This window comes from Brachybacterium phenoliresistens (assembly GCF_000576425.1).
Lineage (GTDB): Bacteria > Actinomycetota > Actinomycetes > Actinomycetales > Dermabacteraceae > Brachybacterium > Brachybacterium phenoliresistens.
In genome coordinates, this window is record NZ_KK070000.1 from 83162 (window position 1) to 99499 (window position 16338).

Annotated in this window: 14 protein-coding genes; 8 read left to right on the forward strand and 6 right to left on the reverse strand. The window is 74.5% G+C overall.

Annotation, left to right across the window (positions count from 1 at the left end; genetic code table 11):
• Positions 1–117: 117 nt before the first annotated feature.
• The gene (locus BF93_RS14785; RefSeq protein WP_038373678.1) at positions 118–1407 is read left to right on the forward strand and encodes an MFS transporter; all 1290 of its coding nucleotides are present in this window, start codon (positions 118–120) and stop codon (positions 1405–1407) included.
• A 31-nt stretch (positions 1408–1438) separates the two neighbouring features.
• On the opposite strand, the gene BF93_RS14790 is transcribed toward BF93_RS14785, so the two are convergent.
• Positions 1439–2629: an anhydro-N-acetylmuramic acid kinase gene (locus BF93_RS14790; protein WP_232226452.1), complete on the reverse strand. Its 1191-nt coding sequence runs from the start codon at positions 2627–2629 to the stop codon at positions 1439–1441.
• Positions 2630–2696: 67 nt separating this feature from the next.
• Between BF93_RS14790 and BF93_RS14795 the strand changes: the two genes are divergently transcribed.
• Positions 2697–4337: a sensor histidine kinase gene (locus tag BF93_RS14795; protein ID WP_156954161.1), complete on the forward strand. Its 1641-nt coding sequence runs from the start codon at positions 2697–2699 to the stop codon at positions 4335–4337.
• A 66-nt stretch (positions 4338–4403) separates the two neighbouring features.
• Here the strand turns inward: BF93_RS14795 and BF93_RS14800 are convergent, their stop codons facing one another.
• From BF93_RS14800 to BF93_RS14810, 3 genes are read right to left on the reverse strand one after another with little or no spacing between them, the layout of a single operon-like run.
• Positions 4404–5861 (reverse strand): glycosyltransferase family 2 protein, encoded by a 1458-nt coding sequence (locus BF93_RS14800; RefSeq protein ID WP_038373681.1) that lies wholly within the window; start codon positions 5859–5861, stop codon positions 4404–4406.
• Between the two features lie 3 nt (positions 5862–5864).
• A complete protein-coding gene (locus tag BF93_RS14805) occupies positions 5865–6848 on the reverse strand; it encodes a HEAT repeat domain-containing protein (RefSeq protein WP_038373683.1) in 984 nt (327 codons plus the stop codon).
• Positions 6845–7210 carry a response regulator transcription factor gene (locus BF93_RS14810; protein WP_038373685.1) on the reverse strand — a complete coding sequence of 122 codons (366 nt, stop codon included), beginning with the start codon at positions 7208–7210 and terminating at the stop codon, positions 6845–6847. Before BF93_RS14810 ends, BF93_RS14805 begins: the two co-directional genes overlap by 4 nt.
• 169 nt (positions 7211–7379) lie before the next feature.
• On the opposite strand from BF93_RS14810, the gene BF93_RS14815 reads away from it, so the two are divergent.
• From BF93_RS14815 to BF93_RS14840, 6 genes are all read left to right on the forward strand, one after another.
• Positions 7380–8486, forward strand: a complete 1107-nt coding sequence (locus BF93_RS14815; RefSeq protein ID WP_084148591.1) for a thiamine pyrophosphate-dependent enzyme — start codon at positions 7380–7382, stop codon at positions 8484–8486.
• Entirely contained in the window at positions 8483–9466 is a 984-nt protein-coding gene (locus BF93_RS14820; protein ID WP_038373687.1) for an alpha-ketoacid dehydrogenase subunit beta, read from the forward strand. Before BF93_RS14815 ends, BF93_RS14820 begins: the two co-directional genes overlap by 4 nt.
• Positions 9467–9479: 13 nt before the next feature.
• Positions 9480–10961 (forward strand): dihydrolipoamide acetyltransferase family protein, encoded by a 1482-nt coding sequence (locus BF93_RS14825; protein WP_038373688.1) that lies wholly within the window; start codon positions 9480–9482, stop codon positions 10959–10961.
• 76 nt (positions 10962–11037) lie between these two features.
• The gene (locus BF93_RS14830; RefSeq protein ID WP_232226453.1) at positions 11038–11697 is read left to right on the forward strand and encodes a fluoride efflux transporter FluC; all 660 of its coding nucleotides are present in this window, start codon (positions 11038–11040) and stop codon (positions 11695–11697) included.
• A complete protein-coding gene (locus tag BF93_RS14835; RefSeq protein ID WP_038373689.1) occupies positions 11694–12101 on the forward strand; it encodes a fluoride efflux transporter FluC in 408 nt (135 codons plus the stop codon). Before BF93_RS14830 ends, BF93_RS14835 begins: the two co-directional genes overlap by 4 nt.
• Complete coding sequence (locus tag BF93_RS14840) at positions 12098–14023, forward strand: cytochrome c oxidase assembly protein (protein ID WP_084148589.1); 1926 nt, start codon at positions 12098–12100, stop codon at positions 14021–14023. Before BF93_RS14835 ends, BF93_RS14840 begins: the two co-directional genes overlap by 4 nt.
• A 13-nt stretch (positions 14024–14036) precedes the next feature.
• On the opposite strand, the gene BF93_RS14845 is transcribed toward BF93_RS14840, so the two are convergent.
• Positions 14037–15443 (reverse strand): flavin-containing monooxygenase, encoded by a 1407-nt coding sequence (locus tag BF93_RS14845; protein ID WP_038373691.1) that lies wholly within the window; start codon positions 15441–15443, stop codon positions 14037–14039.
• 91 nt (positions 15444–15534) lie between these two features.
• The coding region (locus BF93_RS14850) for a DUF1345 domain-containing protein (RefSeq protein ID WP_038373692.1) at positions 15535–16338 on the reverse strand (804 nt) is incomplete at its 5' end.

The following is a 16338-nucleotide window of genomic DNA, read 5'->3' on the forward strand; positions in this document are numbered from 1 at the left end:
TTTTGTGGGGCGGCGGTCCACCGGCGACAATGGCCCGACAGGGCGAGCCGTGCCCGCACCGCGCATGGCCCGCAGGACCGGGTGCGCGCACGAGGCGCGGGAGAGGCGGAAGACGTCGTGAGGGCCTATCTCGTCTGGGGCGCCGCGATCCTCGCCTACACCTCCGCCGTCCTGCAGCGCACGACGCTCGGCGTCTCCGGGCTGGAGGCCGCGGACCGCTTCGGCACCTCCGCATCGATCGTGGCGACCTTCGTGGTCGTCCAGCTGCTCGTGTACGCGCTCGGGCAGATCCCCGGCGGGGTCCTCCTGGACGCCTACGGGGCCCGGGTCACCCTGACCCTCGGCGCCCTGCTCATGGCGACGGGCCAGATCGCCCTGGCCCTGTCCGACCAGGTCGGGATGGCCATCCTCGCCCGGGTGATCGTCGGCGCGGGGGACGCGCTCACCTTCACCAGCGCGATCCGCCTGGTCCCCGCGTGGTTCCCCGCCTCGCGCGTGCCGATCTACACGCAGCTCACGGGCATCGTCGGCCAGCTCGGCCAGGTGCTCTCCGCGGTGCCCTTCGTGCTCGTGCTGACCCGCTTCGGCTGGACGCCCGCGTTCTCCGCCGCCGCGGGGGTGGCCGTCGCCGCGGCCGCGATCTCCCTGACGATCATCCGCGCCGCGCCGCCGGGCGCAGATCCCGTCCGCTCCCGGCCGAGCGTCCGGCGGCTGCCGGCGGACATCGCCGCGATCGTGCGCCATCCCGCGACGCAGCTGGGCTTCTTCACCCACTTCGCCTCCGGGTTCCCGGGCATCGCCTTCGCGATGATGTGGGGGTACCCGTACCTCACCGCCGGTGAGGGGCTGAGCCAGGCGCTCGCCTCGACGGTGATGACGGTGTACGTGATCGTCGCGATCGCCGCCGGCCCGCTGATCGGCGCGCTCACCCAGCGCCACCCGCTGCGCCGCTCCACCCTGGTGCTGCTGGTGGTCCTCGCCAGCGCCGTCCCCTTCGTGGCGATCCTGCTCTGGCCCGGCCCGGCGCCGCTGTGGCTGATCCTGCTGCTGGTGATCGGCTTCTCGGTGGGCGGTCCGGGCTCCTCCGTGGGCTTCGACTTCCCCCGCACGAGCATGCCCGGCAACCGGCTGGGCACCGCCACCGGGCTCGTCCTCACCGGCGGGTTCCTGGGGGCGCTGGTGTGCATCCTGCTGATCGGCGTCGTGCTGGACGCGCTGCGGCCCGACGGGAACTACGACCTGCACTCCTTCCGGCTCGCCTTCGCCGTGCAGCTGCCGTTCCTCGCCGCGGGGATCCTGGGAATGCTGGTCACGCGCCGCGCCCTGCGACGCCGCATGGCTGAGCACGGCGTGCGCGTCCCCACCTGGCGCGAGGTGTGGCGCCAGCGGCACCTCCGGCGGATCTGAACCTGCCCCCGGCCTGTGCCGGCGGAGATCCCTAGGCGCTCGGGAGGACCCGCAGACGCGCCGGCGCCGCCTCCAGGATCCGCGGCGGCGTCGTCTGTCCGGGGAGGATCGCCCCGAGGACGCTCGCGCGCCGCGCCCCCGTGCAGGAGGGCAGCGTCCCCGGCAGACCGTGGACCGTCAGCGCCCCCAGCACGGCGAAGGCCAGGGCCTCCTTCGCGGCCGACGGCAGACCGAGGTCGTCGCTGGTGGCGACCGAAGCGCCGGGCAGCTGCGCGCGCAGCATCCCCATCAGCGCGGGGTTCCGGGTGCCGCCGCCGGAGACGACGACGAGCTCGCGGCCGCGCACCGCATCGGCGACCGTCCGCGCCGTGAGCGCGGTGAGCGTCGCGACCAGGTCCTCGAGCCGCGGGCGCACCCTCCCGCTCAGGCGGTCGGCCAGGTAGTCGGCGTGGAAGAGCTCCTTGCCGGTGGTCTTCGGGGCGGGGAGCGCGTAGTACGGCTCGGCGAGCAGCATCGCCAGCAGCGCGTCGTCGACGGTGCCGCCGGCGGCGAGGCGACCGTCCTCGTCGTAGCGGCGCTCGCCGCCGGTGGCCTCGGCGACGGCCGCGTCGATCAGCGCGTTCGCCGGACCTGTGTCGAAGGCGACCGGGTCCGCGCCCGGCCGCAGCAGGGTCGCGTTGGCGATCCCGCCCAGGTTCACCACCGCCGCATCCCGGCCGGCGAGCCACAGCGCATCGACCAGGCTCACCAGCGGGGCGCCCTGGCCGCCGGCGGCCACATCGCGGGACCGCAGGTCGGCGACGACGGTGCTGCCGGTCGCCTCCGCGATCCAGGCCGGCTGTCCCAGCTGCAGGGTGCCGTGGACGGCGCCGTCGCGGACGTCGTGGAACATCGTCTGCCCGTGGGAGACGACCAGGTCCGCGGCGCCGTCGCACAGCTCGCTCCTCGCCTGCACGGCGACCTCGGCGAAGGCGCGGCCGATGTCGGCATCCAGCCGGCACACCTCCTGCATCGTGGTCTCCCGCGGCGGCAGGGCGGCGATCAGCCGGGCGCGGAGGGACGGCGCATAGGGGACGCTGATCATGCCCCGCGGGCGCAGCACCAGGTCGTCGCCCTCGGCCCACAGGTCGCAGGCCGCGGCATCGATCGCGTCGTGGCTGGTGCCGGACATGAGGCCGATGATGCGCAGCGAGGCGCCGGCGGGTGGTCGCGCGGGATCCATCCCCCGATTCTGCCGCAACGGCCGCGCGCGGATGGGCCGGCGCCGATGATCGCACTACGCTCGGAGGGTGACTGCGCAGCGACCAGGACCCGGCCCGACCCGGTGGGTGAGGAGGGCCCTGCGCGGCGAGGTCTCCGGACCCGTCGCCGAGATGCCGATGATCGCGCTGGGCCATCAGCTCACCCTGTCCGCCTGCCTGGTGATCGGCAGCCTGCTGCTGGACGGCACGCGGATCGAGCGGCCCCGCCTGTACTGGGGCGGCGACCTGCTCGTGCACGCCCTGACGCTCCTGCTGGTGATCGGGATGATCCTGGCCCGCCGCTCGGACGCCGGGGCCGCCCGGTTCGAGCGCCGTGCGCTGCTCCTCGTGCCCGTCCTCGATCTGCTGGTGCTCGCGGTCGCGCGCTGGGGGCTCGTCGACGCGCCCGTGCTGCGCGGGGCGCTGATGACGCTGCCGGCGGTCTGGCTGGCCGCCCAGCTGCGCTATCGCGGGGTCGGGCTGGCGCTCGGCATCTCGGTGATGTCGGTCGTGGTCGGCCTGGTGATCGCGCCGGGGCAGGCCATGACGGTGCTGGCCCGCGGGTTCTCCCTCACGCTGCTGATCGGCGCGCTCGGCATGGTCGTCGCCTCGATCGTGAGCCGGCTGGACGAGACCAGCCGGCGCAACGCGCTGATCGCCGATGCGATCGGGGCGGTCGAGGTGGTGATCCAGCTCGACGGGAGCCTGCGCAGCCGAGGACGGCTGAAGGGCGCCGGCCGCGACGTGCCCGTCCAGGAGCTGCTGGATGATCCCGTCTTCACCGAGAACGGCCGCTACCCGGTGCGCCCGGACCGCAACCCCCTCGCCCGGGTGCGCGGCGGTGCGGAGCTGGACGGGCAGGCCGTCTGGACGGAGGCGGACGGGAACCGGATCGCCCTGTCCATCTCGTCCACGCGCCTGGACGACGGGCGCATGCTCATGGTCGTCCACGACGTGACCACCTCCCTCGCCGCCGTGCTCCAGGAGGAGCAGTTCCTGGCGGGGATCTCCCACGAGCTGAAGACGCCGCTGACCTCGATCGCCGGGTACGTCGAGCTGCTGGCGGACGAGGCGGAGGACGCGGACGCCGTCCCCTCCGCCACGGTGCGGTCCCATCTGGGCGTGGTCTCCCGCAACGTCGACCGCCTGCGCTCCCTGATCATGGGACTGCTGGACTCCGCCCGGACCAGCTCGGACCACATCGGCTCGGCCAGCGCGCCCGAGCACCGCACGAGCCTGACGCGCCTGGTCGCCGAGCAGATCGAGGCCATCGGCCCCCGGGCCCGCGGCCGGGGCCTGAGCATCGTCACCGCCGGGCTGGAGGAGGACGTCGAGCTGGTCAACGCGGATCCCGAGCGCCTGGGCCAGGCCGTGGACAACCTGCTCTCCAACGCCGTGACCTACTCCCACGACCAGGGCACGATCCGCGTGTCCCTGGCCGTGGACGAGGGCCGAGCCCGGCTTCAGGTGGCCGACGAGGGGATCGGGATCGACGCGGAGGACCTCGACTCGCTGTTCACGCCGTACTTCCGGGCGCGCAGCGCGACCCGCGCGGGGATCAGCGGCAACGGGCTCGGGCTGATGATCACCCGGCGCATCGTCCGCGCCCACGGCGGGGAGGTCGAGATCAGCTCGACCCTAGGCCAGGGGACCGCGATCACCCTGGTGCTGCCCCTGGCCCGCACCTGAGGGCGGGCGCGCCGCCGCACCGCACCGCGATCAGCCGGGGCGCCGCGGTCAGCCGGGGAGCCGCGATCAGTCGGTGGCGAACCCCGTGCGGGTCATCTCGCCCCAGGACGCGGTGGAGCCGCGCAGCGCCTGCCACCATCCCTGCAGCCGCCACACGGCCGTGAGCTGGCGGTACCCGAGGTTCTCCACCACGGCGCAGAGGACCATCACGCCGAGGTCGGCCACCGTGGTGCGCCGGCGCCGGGCGCCCTCCTCGATGAGCATCGCCAGCACGGTCACGAGGATGCCGATCCCGAGCGAGATGCCGAGGGCAGCCAGCGCGAGGACGGGGTCGATCGCCCCGACGGCGATCGCCAGCAGGATGAGGGCCAGGCCCACCAGCTCGAACAGGGGAGCCATGAGCTCGAACAGCCAGAAGCTGGGCAGCCCGACCATCCCGATCCGCCCGTAGCGCGGGTTCAGCAGCATCCCGCGGTGCTTCCACAGCACCTCCCACAGGCCGCGATGCCACCGGGAGCGCTGCCGCTGCAGCACGGCCCGCGACTCGGGCACCTCGGTCCAGCAGGTGGGCTCGGCGACGAAGACGAGGCGGTAGGCGCGGCGGCGGCGACGGCACCAGCGATGCAGGGACATGGTCAGCTCGAAGTCCTCGCCGATGGTGTCGGCGTCGAAGCCGCCGACCTCCAGCAGCATGTCGCGCCGGTACACGCCGAACGCGCCCGAGACCAGCATCAGCGCCCCGAGGCGGGACCACCCGGCGCGGCCCAGGCTGAAGGCGCGCAGGTACTCGACGACCTGGAGGCGGGCCAGCCACGGCCGGGGCATCCCCTCCTCGACCACGCGCCCGGCGACCACGCGGCAGCCGTTGACGGCGCGGATGTTCCCGCCGGTGCAGACCACCCGCAGCGGATCGTCGAGGAAGGGCTGGACGGCCAGCAGCAGGGCGTCGGCGTCCAGCACCGAGTCCGCGTCGAAGAACACCACGAGGTCCTTCGCGCTCACGGCGAGCCCGGCGTTGGAGGCATCGGCGCGGCCCGAGTTCTCGGTGTCCACCACCACCAGCGGGACCGCGGGGTCGCGGGCCTCGAGGACGCCGCGCACGGCGCCGCGCACCTGCAGGTTCCCCGCAGCGCGCACCTCCCGGTCGCTGGGCACCAGGTCGTAGGTGCGGCGGAGGACCTCGAGGGTGTCGTCGGTGGAGCCGTCGTTGACGACGACGACCTCGTGGTCGGGGTAGTCCAGGGCGAGGACCGACCGCACGGACTCGGCGATCACCGCGGACTCGTTGTAGGCGGCCATCACGACGGTCAGGCTCATCGAGACGGGGGCGGTGGCGGTCTCGGCGAGGTCGAGCACGTCCCGCCGGGCGGAGCTCGCACGGACGTCGACCCAGCCCATGAGGACGAGCACGCCCTGCTGCACGGCGATCGCCAGGAAGTACAGCAGGGACGGGATCGCCGTCCAGAGCAGCACGGCGCGCACCGCGTCGTCCACCCAGGTCCCGGTCAGCTCGAGCACGTCCATCGGTCAGCTCCCGGGAAGGTCGGCGGGTCGGGGCAGGAGGGGCTCCAGCAGCGGGTCGCCGCGGCGGGCGACCTCGGCCAGGGCGGGCGCCGCGACCTCGCGGGGCAGGGCGAGCAGGGCCTGCAGCGCCTGCAGGCGCACCGGCCCCCAGGCGGATCGGGTGCCCTCCAGGAGCGCCGGCACGGCGCCGGCCCGGCCGACGCGCCGCAGCGCTCCGGCGGCGGCCAGCTGCACGCCCGCGGTGGGATCGCGGCGCAGCAGCTCGCCCAGCAGCGGGGCATCGGCCGTGCTGGTCAGCTCCCCGAGCACCTGGGCGCAGGCCGCGCGCACCCGCGCCTCGGGGTCCTCGAGACCCTGGCGGATCCGGGCGAGGGCGTCCTCGTCGGCCTCGCCCTGGCCGATCAGCGAGTTCACCACGACCAGCTGGGGGACCGAGGCTCCTGCGCGCAGCAGGTCGAGCACGGCCTGGGCCGATGCGGCCCCCGGGTAGGCGGCGAGGGCGCGGGCGGCGACGGAGGACACGACGGGCGCCCGGTCGGCGGTCGCCCGGCGCACCAGGTCGGCATCGGCGGGCAGGGCCAGCCGGCCCAGGCGCCGGATCGCGGCGGCGCGGACCAGGGCTCGGCGGGAGCGGGCGCGTCGGCGCAGCCGCGCCGGGTGCCCCCGGTCCACCAGCAGCGCGACCGTCCGCTCCCGGCCCTCCCCGGTGATGCCCTCGAGCACCGCGAGCAGACGCTCGTCGACCCGGTCCCCGAAGGCCCCGCGGGCATCGCGCAGCGTCGCGCGCAGGCCGGGGTCCACCGGATCGTCCAGGACGAACCGTGCCACCAGGGGGCGCGCCGCCTCGTCCAGCGCGCGCTGCGAGCGCTCCGTGCGGACCCGCGCGGCGTGGGAGAGGAGGGTGGCGAGGATCGTGAGGAGGACCAGCGCCCAGACGGTCACGAGCACCGTGACCAGCAGGTGCGGGGTGAGCCAGGGCAGGGTCATCGTCGGTCCAGCAGCGCCCGGACCCGCACGGCCAGCTCGCGCGGGGAGAAGGGCTTGGTGAGGTAGTCGTCGACTCCCGCGCTGAAGCCGCCGACGAGGTCGCGCTCCTGGCTGCGGGCGGTGAGCATCAGCACCCGCAGCGCGGACCCCTCGGCGCGCAGCGCGCGCACCAGGTCCACCCCGGTCATGCCGGGGAGCATGTGGTCCACGACCGCCAGCTCGATGTCCGGATGGGCGGCGAGCACGTCCCGGGCCCGTTCGCCGGAGCCGGCCGTGGTCACCGTGTGGCCGGCCGAGCGGAGCTTCAGGGCCACCAGCTCGAGGATGTCGGGGTCGTCGTCCACCGCGAGTACGTGCGCCATGTGTCCATCCTGACATGCAGGCCGCGCGTCCCGGCGCAGGCCACCGGGATGCCGGGGGCCCGCGACGCGCCGATCCGGCCGGGACCCTTGACGTTACGGTTCCGTAAGTTACGCTACCGTCGTGAGTGCTTTCCGAACCACGATCCCCGCTGTGGCGGCGGACGAGCCGATGATCCAGCTTCTCTCCGCGGACGGGACCCGGACCCCGCACGAGGAGTTCGACGAGGTCCTCGAGGCCGGCGGCCTGGCGACCCCCGAGCGCCTGCGCGGCTACTACCGCGACATGGTGATGATCCGCGCCGCGGACCTCGAGGCCACCAGCCTGCAGCGCCAGGGCCAGCTGGGCCTGTGGGCGAGCGCGCTGGGCCAGGAGGCCGCGCAGATCGGCGCCGGGCATGCGGCCAGGACCCAGGACTATCTCGTCCCCACCTACCGCGAGCACGGCATCGCCTGGGCGCGCGGGATCGAGCCATGGCGCCTGCTGGAGATGTTCCGCGGCATCAGCCATGGCGGCTGGGACCCGCACGAGCTGCGCACCCACCCGTACATGATCGTGCTCGGCGCGCAGGCGCCCCACGCGGTCGGCTACGGCATGGGCCTGCAGCGCGACGGCGCCGTCGGCACCGGCGACCTCGAGCGGGACACGGCCGTGCTGGCCCTGTTCGGCGACGGCGCCTCCAGCGAGGGGGAGGTCGCCGAGTCCTTCACCTTCGCCGCCTCCTTCGAGGCGCCGGTGGTCTTCTACTCCCAGAACAACCAGTGGGCGATCTCCGTCCCCACCTCCGTCCAGACCCGGGTCCCGCTGGCCCAGCGCTCGCGCGGCTGGGGCATCCCCTCGGTGCGGGTGGACGGCAACGACGTCCTGGCCGTGCTCGGCGCGGTGCGCAGCGGCCTGGACTCCGCCCGGGCAGGGGAGGGGCCGCGGTTCATCGAGTCCCTCACCTACCGCATGGCCGCCCACACCACGAGCGACGATGCCTCCCGCTACCGTCCGGGCTCCGAGGAGGAGGAATGGGCCGAGAAGGACCCGATCCTGCGCCTGCGCCGCCACCTCGCGGGCCTCGACGAGATCGACGAGGCCTACGTCGCCACCTGCGAGGAGGAGGCCCATGACCTCGCCATGCAGCTGCACCACCACATCCACGGCATGAAGGACCCGGACCCGATGATCGTGTTCGACAACGTCTACTCCGAGCCGCATCCGATCGTCGATGCCGAGCGCGAGGCGTACGTGCAGTACCTCTCCCAGTTCGAGGACGAGGAGGCGGGCCGGTGAGCATCGTCCAGCTCCCCATCGCCAAGGCGATCACCGCCGGGCTGCGCGACGCCATGCGCGCCGACGAGCACGTGCTGATCATGGGCGAGGACGTCGGCGTCCTCGGCGGCGTCTTCCGGGTCACCGACGGCCTGCACGCAGAGTTCGGCTCCCAGCGCGTGGTGGACACGCCGCTGGCCGAGGCCGGCATCGTCGGCACCGCCGTCGGCCTCGCCTTCCGCGGCTACCGCCCCGTGGTGGAGATCCAGTTCGACGGCTTCGTCTTCCCGGCCTACAACCAGATCACCACCCAGGTCGCCAAGATGCACTACCGCACCGGCGGCCGCGTGCGGATGCCGCTGGTCATCCGCATCCCCCACGGCGGCGGGATCGGGGCGGTCGAGCACCACTCCGAGAGCCCCGAGGCGCTGTTCGCCCACACCGCCGGGCTGCGGATCCTGGCCCCCTCGACCGCGCACGACGCCTACTGGATGACCCGCCAGGCCATCGAGACCGATGACCCGGTGATCATGCTCGAGCCCAAGCGGCGCTACTGGATGAAGGGCGACGTCGACACCGATCATCGGCCCGAGCTGTCCCCGTGGCAGGCCGCCGTCGTCCGCCCCGGCACCGATCTCACGCTGCTGGCCTGGGGCCCCAGCGTGCCGCTGGCCCTGGAGGCCGCGGCCTCCGCCGCCCAGGAGGACGTGTCCGTCGAGGTCATCGACGCTAGGTCGCTGTCGCCGATCGACGTCCCCACGATCGCGGACTCGGTGCGGCGCACCGGCCGTCTGCTCATCGTCCACGAGGCTCCGGTCCTCGGAGGGCTCGGAGGGGAGATCGCCGCGCGCATCACCGAGGAGTGCTTCTACCATCTGGAGGCACCGGTGCTGCGTGTGGGCGGCTTCCACACGCCGTACCCGCCGGCGCGCACCGAGCACGCCTACCTGCCCGATCTCGACCGGGTGATGGACGGCGTGGACCGCCTCCTCGCCCACTGAAAGGATCCGCGCCATGACCACTCTCGTGCTGATCACGCTGACCGACCCCGGTGAGGGCCTCACGGAGGCGGAGATCATCGACATCAAGGTCTCCGTGGGCGACCGGATCTCCATCAACGACCCCGTGATCGAGGTGGAGACGGCCAAGAGCGCCGTCGAGCTGCCCAGCCATGTCGGCGGCACCGTCACGCGCGTGCTCGTGGCCGTCGGCGACGAGGTCCCGGTGGGCACCCCGCTGATCGAGGTCGACACCGACGGCGGCCCCGCCCCGGCGGGCTCTGCGGCGGATGCTCCTGCGGCCGATGCCCCCACGGCCGATGCCCCCACGGCCGATGCTCCTGCGGCCGATGCCCCCGCATCGGCTCCGGCCCCTGACGGCCCGTCGGCCGCGGCATCGGCCTCCCCGGCGGAGCCGGCCCCGGCCGCCCCGGCGGAGGAGGAGCCGAAGAACCTCGTCGGCTACGGCTCCACGGAGGCGCCCCCGCGGCGCCGACGCCGGGTCCAGCCCGCGGCGGACACGCAGGTGCCGATCGACCGGATCCTCGCCAAGCCGCCGGTGCGCAAGCTCGCCCGCGACCTCGGCATCGCCCTGGCGGACGTCTTCGCGACCGGTCCCGACGGCACCGTCACCCGCGAGGACGTGCTCGCGGCGCAGCAGCGGGCCATCGGCGGGGACACCGTGAGCGTCCACGACGGCGACTACTTCCCCGACGAGTCCCCGCAGGCGCCCGAGACGCTCCCGGGCACCATGAAGTCGAGCCTGTCGCAGCCCTTCGCCGGGTACACGAGCGATGACCGCACCACCCGCGTGCCGATCCGCTCGGTGCGCAAGCGCACCGCCGAGGCGATGGTCTCCTCCGCCTTCACCGCCCCGCACGTGACCGTGTTCAACGAGGTCGACATGACCGCGACCATGGACCTCGTGGGCCGGCTGCGGGCCTCGCGCGAATGGGCCGATGTGAAGATCTCCCCGCTCGTGGTGGTGGCCAAGGCGCTGCTGGTGGCGATCCGCCGCAACCCCGAGGTCAACGCCAGCTGGGACGAGGCCTCCCAGGAGATCGTCTACAAGCACTTCGTGAACCTCGGCATCGCCGCGGCGACGCCGCGCGGGCTGATCGTCCCGAACATCAAGGACGCCCACCTGCTGACCCTGCGCGAGCTCGCCATCGGCATCAACGACCTGGCCAAGACCGCCCGGGCCGGCCGCACGCCGCTCTCGGCGACCCGCGAGGGCACCATCACCATCACGAACTTCGGGGTGTTCGGCATCGACTCCGGCACGCCGATCCTGAACCCGGGGGAGTCCGTGATCCTCGGCATGGGGGCGGTCAAGGAGAAGCCGCGCGTGATCGACGGGCAGATCGTGCCCCGCCAGGTCGCCCAGCTGGCCGCGAGCTTCGACCACCGCCTCATCGACGGCGCCCTCGGCGCCGAGCTGCTGCGGGACGTCTCCGCGGTCCTCGAGCAGCCCGACCTGGGCCTGGTCTGGGGCTGATCCCGGCGCGGCGGTCCGGGCCCGCAGGGCAGGGGCCCTGGATCGCCGCTCCCGCGGCGCTGGGTACGCTGGTGCGGTGACTACTCCGCCCGCCCCTCGACGCCGCGACGACCCGCGCATGCAGACCGTCGAGATGGCGGCGCTGAACATCCCGGGCACCGAGGAGGAGGTCTTCGGATCCGGTCCGGTCCTGCCGCCGCTGCCGCGCTGGCAGATCGCCCTGCTCATCGCGGGCGGCGGCGCCGTGGGCGCCGTGCTGCGCTTCCTGCTGCAGCTCCTGCTGCCCTCGACGACCACCCCGACACTCGTCGAGATGCCCTGGTCGACGCTCCTGGCCAACACCCTGGGATGCCTGGCCATGGGCCTGCTGGCCGGCGGCATCCAGGTGCGCCGGGACGCCCCGCGCTGGCTGTTCCCCGCGGTGGGCACCGGCATGATCGGCGGGTTCACCACCTTCTCCACCGTGGTCCTCGAGGGATCGGCGATGATCGGCGCCGAGTTCCCGCGCCTGGCGCTGCTGTACGGGACGCTCACCGTGCTCCTCGCCGTGGTCGCGATCATGGTCGGCCTGATGGTCGGGCGCGTGAGCGCCCGCGCCGCCGGCCTGGCCCGGCTGGGACCCACATCCCGGCTCGCGGGCGTGCGCCCCGCGCGCCTGCAGCGCCCCGCCCGCAGCGGGCACCGCCGGCGCCGGGTGGAGCCCGCCCCCACCCCGAACGAGGAGGACGCCTCATGACGGTCCTGGTCGCAGTGCTGCTGGTGGCGATCGGCGGCGCCGTCGGCGCCGTCGCCCGCTGGGGGATCGGCGAGGGCTGGAAGGCTCTGCGCGAGCGCGACGGGCGCCCCTCGATCATCCTGGACCTGGTGCCCTGGCCCGTGTTCCTCGCCAACATCCTCGCCTCCTTCCTGCTGGGCGTCTTCGTCGCCCAGCTCGGCTCGGCCTCCGCCGGCGGCGCCCGCCTCGGCTACCTCCTGCTGGGCACCGGGCTGTGCGGGGCGATGTCCACGCTCAGCAGCGCCGCCATCGAGATCGTCGACCTCTCCCGCCGCCGGTTCACCGTGATCGGGGTGGGGTACCTCCTGCTCAGCATCGGTGCGGGCATGTCCGCGCTGTGGCTGGGCCTGGTGATCGGCCGATGAGCCGGGCCCGCACCCCGCAGGCCCCGCGCTCCCGCCCCGGCCCGGGCTCCGACGACCGTCGTCCGCCCCGCCCCGGCGACCAGCCCCCGGGCGCGGCGCTCCCGCTCCCGGCGGTGGTCGCCCTGGTCGCCCTGGCCGTCGCCGGGGTCGCCGCCCTCGCCGCCGCCACCGCCGCGCTCGCCGCCGGGGACAACGTCGTGCTCATCGACGCCGGGGCGATCGCCCGCCACGGCGCCCCCGCCGCCGCGGTCCTCGCCGACCTCTCCGGCGCCCTGACCCTCGGCGGCAGCATCGTCGCCGCCTGGATCGTCCGGGAGGAGTCCGCCCGGTCCCGGGCCCTGCTGGTCTCCGCGATCTGCGCCGGCGTCTGGACCCTCGCCCAGGCCCTCGCCCTGGCCTTCTCCTACGCGGTCGCCACCGGGCAGCCCGTGGGATCCCCGCGCTTCGGCTCCGACGCGTCCGTGTTCCTCGGCACCGACCTGGGGGTCTGGCTGATCACCGGCGTCGTCGTCGCCGCCCTGACCACGTCCGTGGCCCTGCTCGGATCCTCCGTCGCCCTCGCCCGGGCGGTGGTGCTGCTGGCGGGCCTGGGCCTGTTCGCGAAGGCGATGACGGGGCACGCCGCCGGGGACGCGAACCACGAGGTCGCGACCTCCACCATGCTCGTCCACCTGCTGGCGATGGGGATCTGGGTCGGCGCCCTCGGCGTCCTGCAGCTGCTGCCGCCCGGGCCGGACCGCGACAGCGCCGCGGTGATCCGCCGGTTCTCCCACCTCGCCCTGATCGCCTGGTGCGCGCTGCTGATCAGCGGGGTCTGGGCCCTGTCGGTGCGGATGAACGGCCCCTCCGACGTGCTGACCAGCCTGTACGTGCAGATCGGGGTGGCCAAGGCGGTGCTGCTGGGCATCCTGGCCCTGTTCGGGCTGCGTCAGCGGCGCCTGCTCGCGGGACGGGTGGAGGCCGATGCCGGCGCCCGCATCTCCGCCTCGGCAGGACCCGGGGCCGGGGCCGCGGGATCCGGGGCGGCCGTCCCGGAGCCGATCCGGGAGTACCGCCGCCTCGCGGTCCTCGAGCTGGGACTGATGGGCATCGCCGTGGGCCTGGCCGCCGCCATGTCGAGCTCACCGCCTCCCGCGCAGCAGTCGGCCGCCGCGACCGGACCGGCGGGCATCCTCACCGGCTACCCGCTGCCGCCGGCCCCGGGCCTCGTCGAGCTGCTGACGACCTGGCGGCCGGACGCCTACGCCCTCGCCGCCGCGATCGTCCTGCTGCTGCTGTGGTGGCGGCCCACCGGTCCCGCCCGGTCGTCGCGCTCCAGCCTCGCCCTGCTCGCGGCCTGCGCGGTGATGGTCCTCATCACCTCCAGCTCCGTCGCGGTGTACGCGAAGGTGCTGGTCTCCGCCCATCTGATGGAGCACCTGCTTCTCATGCTGCTGGTCGGCCCGGTGCTCGGCGCCCTGGTCACGCTCCCTGCGGCGCTGCGCCGGGCCGCGGGGACGGACCAGGACGCCCCGGCCGAGGACGGCCGGCGCTCCACCGCGGTGCTCGCCGCGCTCGGCGCCGTGCCGGTCCTGCTGCTGGTCGCCGTGTATGCGACGCCGCTGCTGCGCCTGGCCCTGGACGGCCATGCGGCCCACCTCGCCCTGCTGCACCTGGCGGTCCTCGCCGGCGCCGCACCGGTCGCCGCGTCGCGCCTGGCCCGGGGCCGCGCCCTCGTGCTCGTCACCCCGCTGCTGGTGGTCCTTGCGGCGGGGATCGTGCTCATGACCGGCTCGGACCTCATCCAGTCCAGCTGGTTCGGGGCGACGGGGCGCACCTGGCGCGCGGATGCCCTGGCCGATCAGCGCCAGGGCGGCATCGCCGTCACCGCGATGGCCGCCGGGGCGCTCGCCGCCGTCCTCCTCGTGCTGCGCCGCCGCTGAGCGGGCGGCGCGGTCAGCGGAACAGGCCGCGGGCCGCGCGCAGACGGTCCAGCAGCTCGTCCCGGTCCACGAACGGCACCAGCCCCTCGGCCGCCCCGGACTCCGGGGAGGGAGTGCGGCGCTGGGCATCGGCCGCGGAGTCGAGCGCCCCGCGCAGGCGACCCAGAAGGCCCGCGTCCTGCACGGTGCGGCGGCGCACGGAGGCGTCCGCTCCGGTGCGCAGACGGCGGAAGGCATCGGCCGCCGGGGCGTCCTCGCGCACCGCGCGCAGGAAGTAGGCGGCCACATCGGCCTGCTCGACGAGCACGGGGAGGACCCCGCCGCTGACCCGCAGCTGCCCCAGAAGGACCAGGTCGTCGCGGGATCGCGGGAACGCGCCCAGGAACAGGTCGGGGGAGCCGGAGGCGGTGCGGGGCACGATGTCCCGGGGGAGGTAGCCGGCGCCCTGCTCGTATCCGGTCGCGAGGATGACGACGTCCGCGCCGAGCACCGTGCCGTCCACCAGCTGCAGGTCGCCGTCGGCGGTGACGGAGGCGACGTCCGCGGCGGGCGTGATGCGCCCCTCGCGGATCCGGTCGGCGACGTCGTCGGAGATGATCACGCGGTCATCGAGCACGTCGGCCGTCGGGCGGGGGAGGCCGAGGTCCGCGGGATCGCCCACGGTGCCCTTGGCGACGAGATCGGCGATCCGCGCGTTGACGCGGCCCAGCAGGGCGGGCTCGCGGGCGGCCGCCACGTCCCCGGGCACGGGGCCGATGCGCCGGGGGACGATCCAGTGGCCGGTGCGCACGGACCAGTGCACCCAGCCGGCGCGCCGCGCCGCATCCACGGCGATGTCCGCCGCGGACTGGCCGGAGCCGACGACCACGACGCGCCGGCCCTCGAGCCCGTCCCCGCCGTTCCAGTCGCGGGCGTCGAGCACCTGCGTGGTCGAGGGGAGGTCCGCCGCCCATGCGGGCCGATGCGGACGCTCGCTGATGCCGTGGGCGGCGATGATCGCCCGGTAGACGTGGACGTGCCCGGTGGACAGCTCCACCTGCCAGGTCCCCTCGCCGAAGGGCTTGGCGTAGCGCACCTCGGTGCGCGGCAGGAAGTGGTCGGTCAGCTCGTGGCGCGCGGCGTACGCCCGCAGGTACTTCGCCATCCGCCCCGGATCGAGGAAGGTCGGGTAGGACGCCGGCTGCAGCATGTCCTCGAACTGCGTGAAGTCGCGTGAGGAGACCATCTCCATCGCCGGCCACACGGGCGAGTCCTCGCGCTCGAGGTTCCAGATGCCGCCGACGTGCGCGGCGCGGTCGACGAGGTCGAAGGGGACGTCGAGCGCCTTCAGCGCGGCGGCGGCGGCGAGCCCGGCGGGACCGGCGCCGACGACCAGGACCTTCTCGCGCGGGGGGATCTGCTCGTCGTGGAGCGTGGACATACGACGACCTTCCGATGTCGGGGCGTTCTGGGCCGGCGCACCGGCAGGCGGCGCACCCCGTCATCCTAGTGCGGGGGCGTCCCCGGGCAGTTCAGGTCAGCGAGGTCAGCACCACGGAGACCGCGAGGGAGATGATCACCGTGCTCATCACGTGCGCGAGGATCGACTGGGAGCGCAGCGCGCGCCGCGCGGCCCGGGTGGTGCCGACCACGCCCGGGGGCCCGGAGGTGGTCTGCACCAGCACGGCGAGGTCGAGGTACTCCTCGTAGCCGCGCTCGGCCGGCGGGACGGCGGGCATGTGCAGTCCCGTGCCGTGGGAGTCCTCCGCCGCGTACTCCGCGGCGAACCCGACGACGCTGCTCAGCCACGCCGCGACCACGGCGCCCGCGGTGAACAGCAGCGGGATCACCACGGGGACGGAATCGGGCCGGGTCAGCAGCACCAGTACCGCGACGGCGCAGGTGACGAGCATCTGCACGGCCTCCGACCGCGCGCCGGTGCTGCCCCACACCCACCGGTACCACCCGACGGAGTGGCGCGCCCGGCTCAGCCGGGCGATCACGCGCAGCTCGCGACGGTCCAGATGGGAGCCGACCCAGTGCATCAGGGCCGTGGTGACCAGGGAGTACAGGGTCGTGACGGCGATGAACAGCAGGCCCAGCGCCGAGAGGGCCCCGATGCTGCGCTCCGCGCCGAGGGAGGTCGAGCGGAGCACGTCGAAGCCCGGCAGCGGGCGCAGGGCGAAGACGGCGAGGAGGGCGACGAGGATCGCCAGGCTCATGCGCCGGGACTCGGGGATGAACCAGGCCCACAGCCCGCGCTCGCGCACCGACTGCCGCCGGGCCGCGGGCGCGGCGCGGCGGGCCCGGCGGGCGGCCGCCCGGGCGGCGCGGCG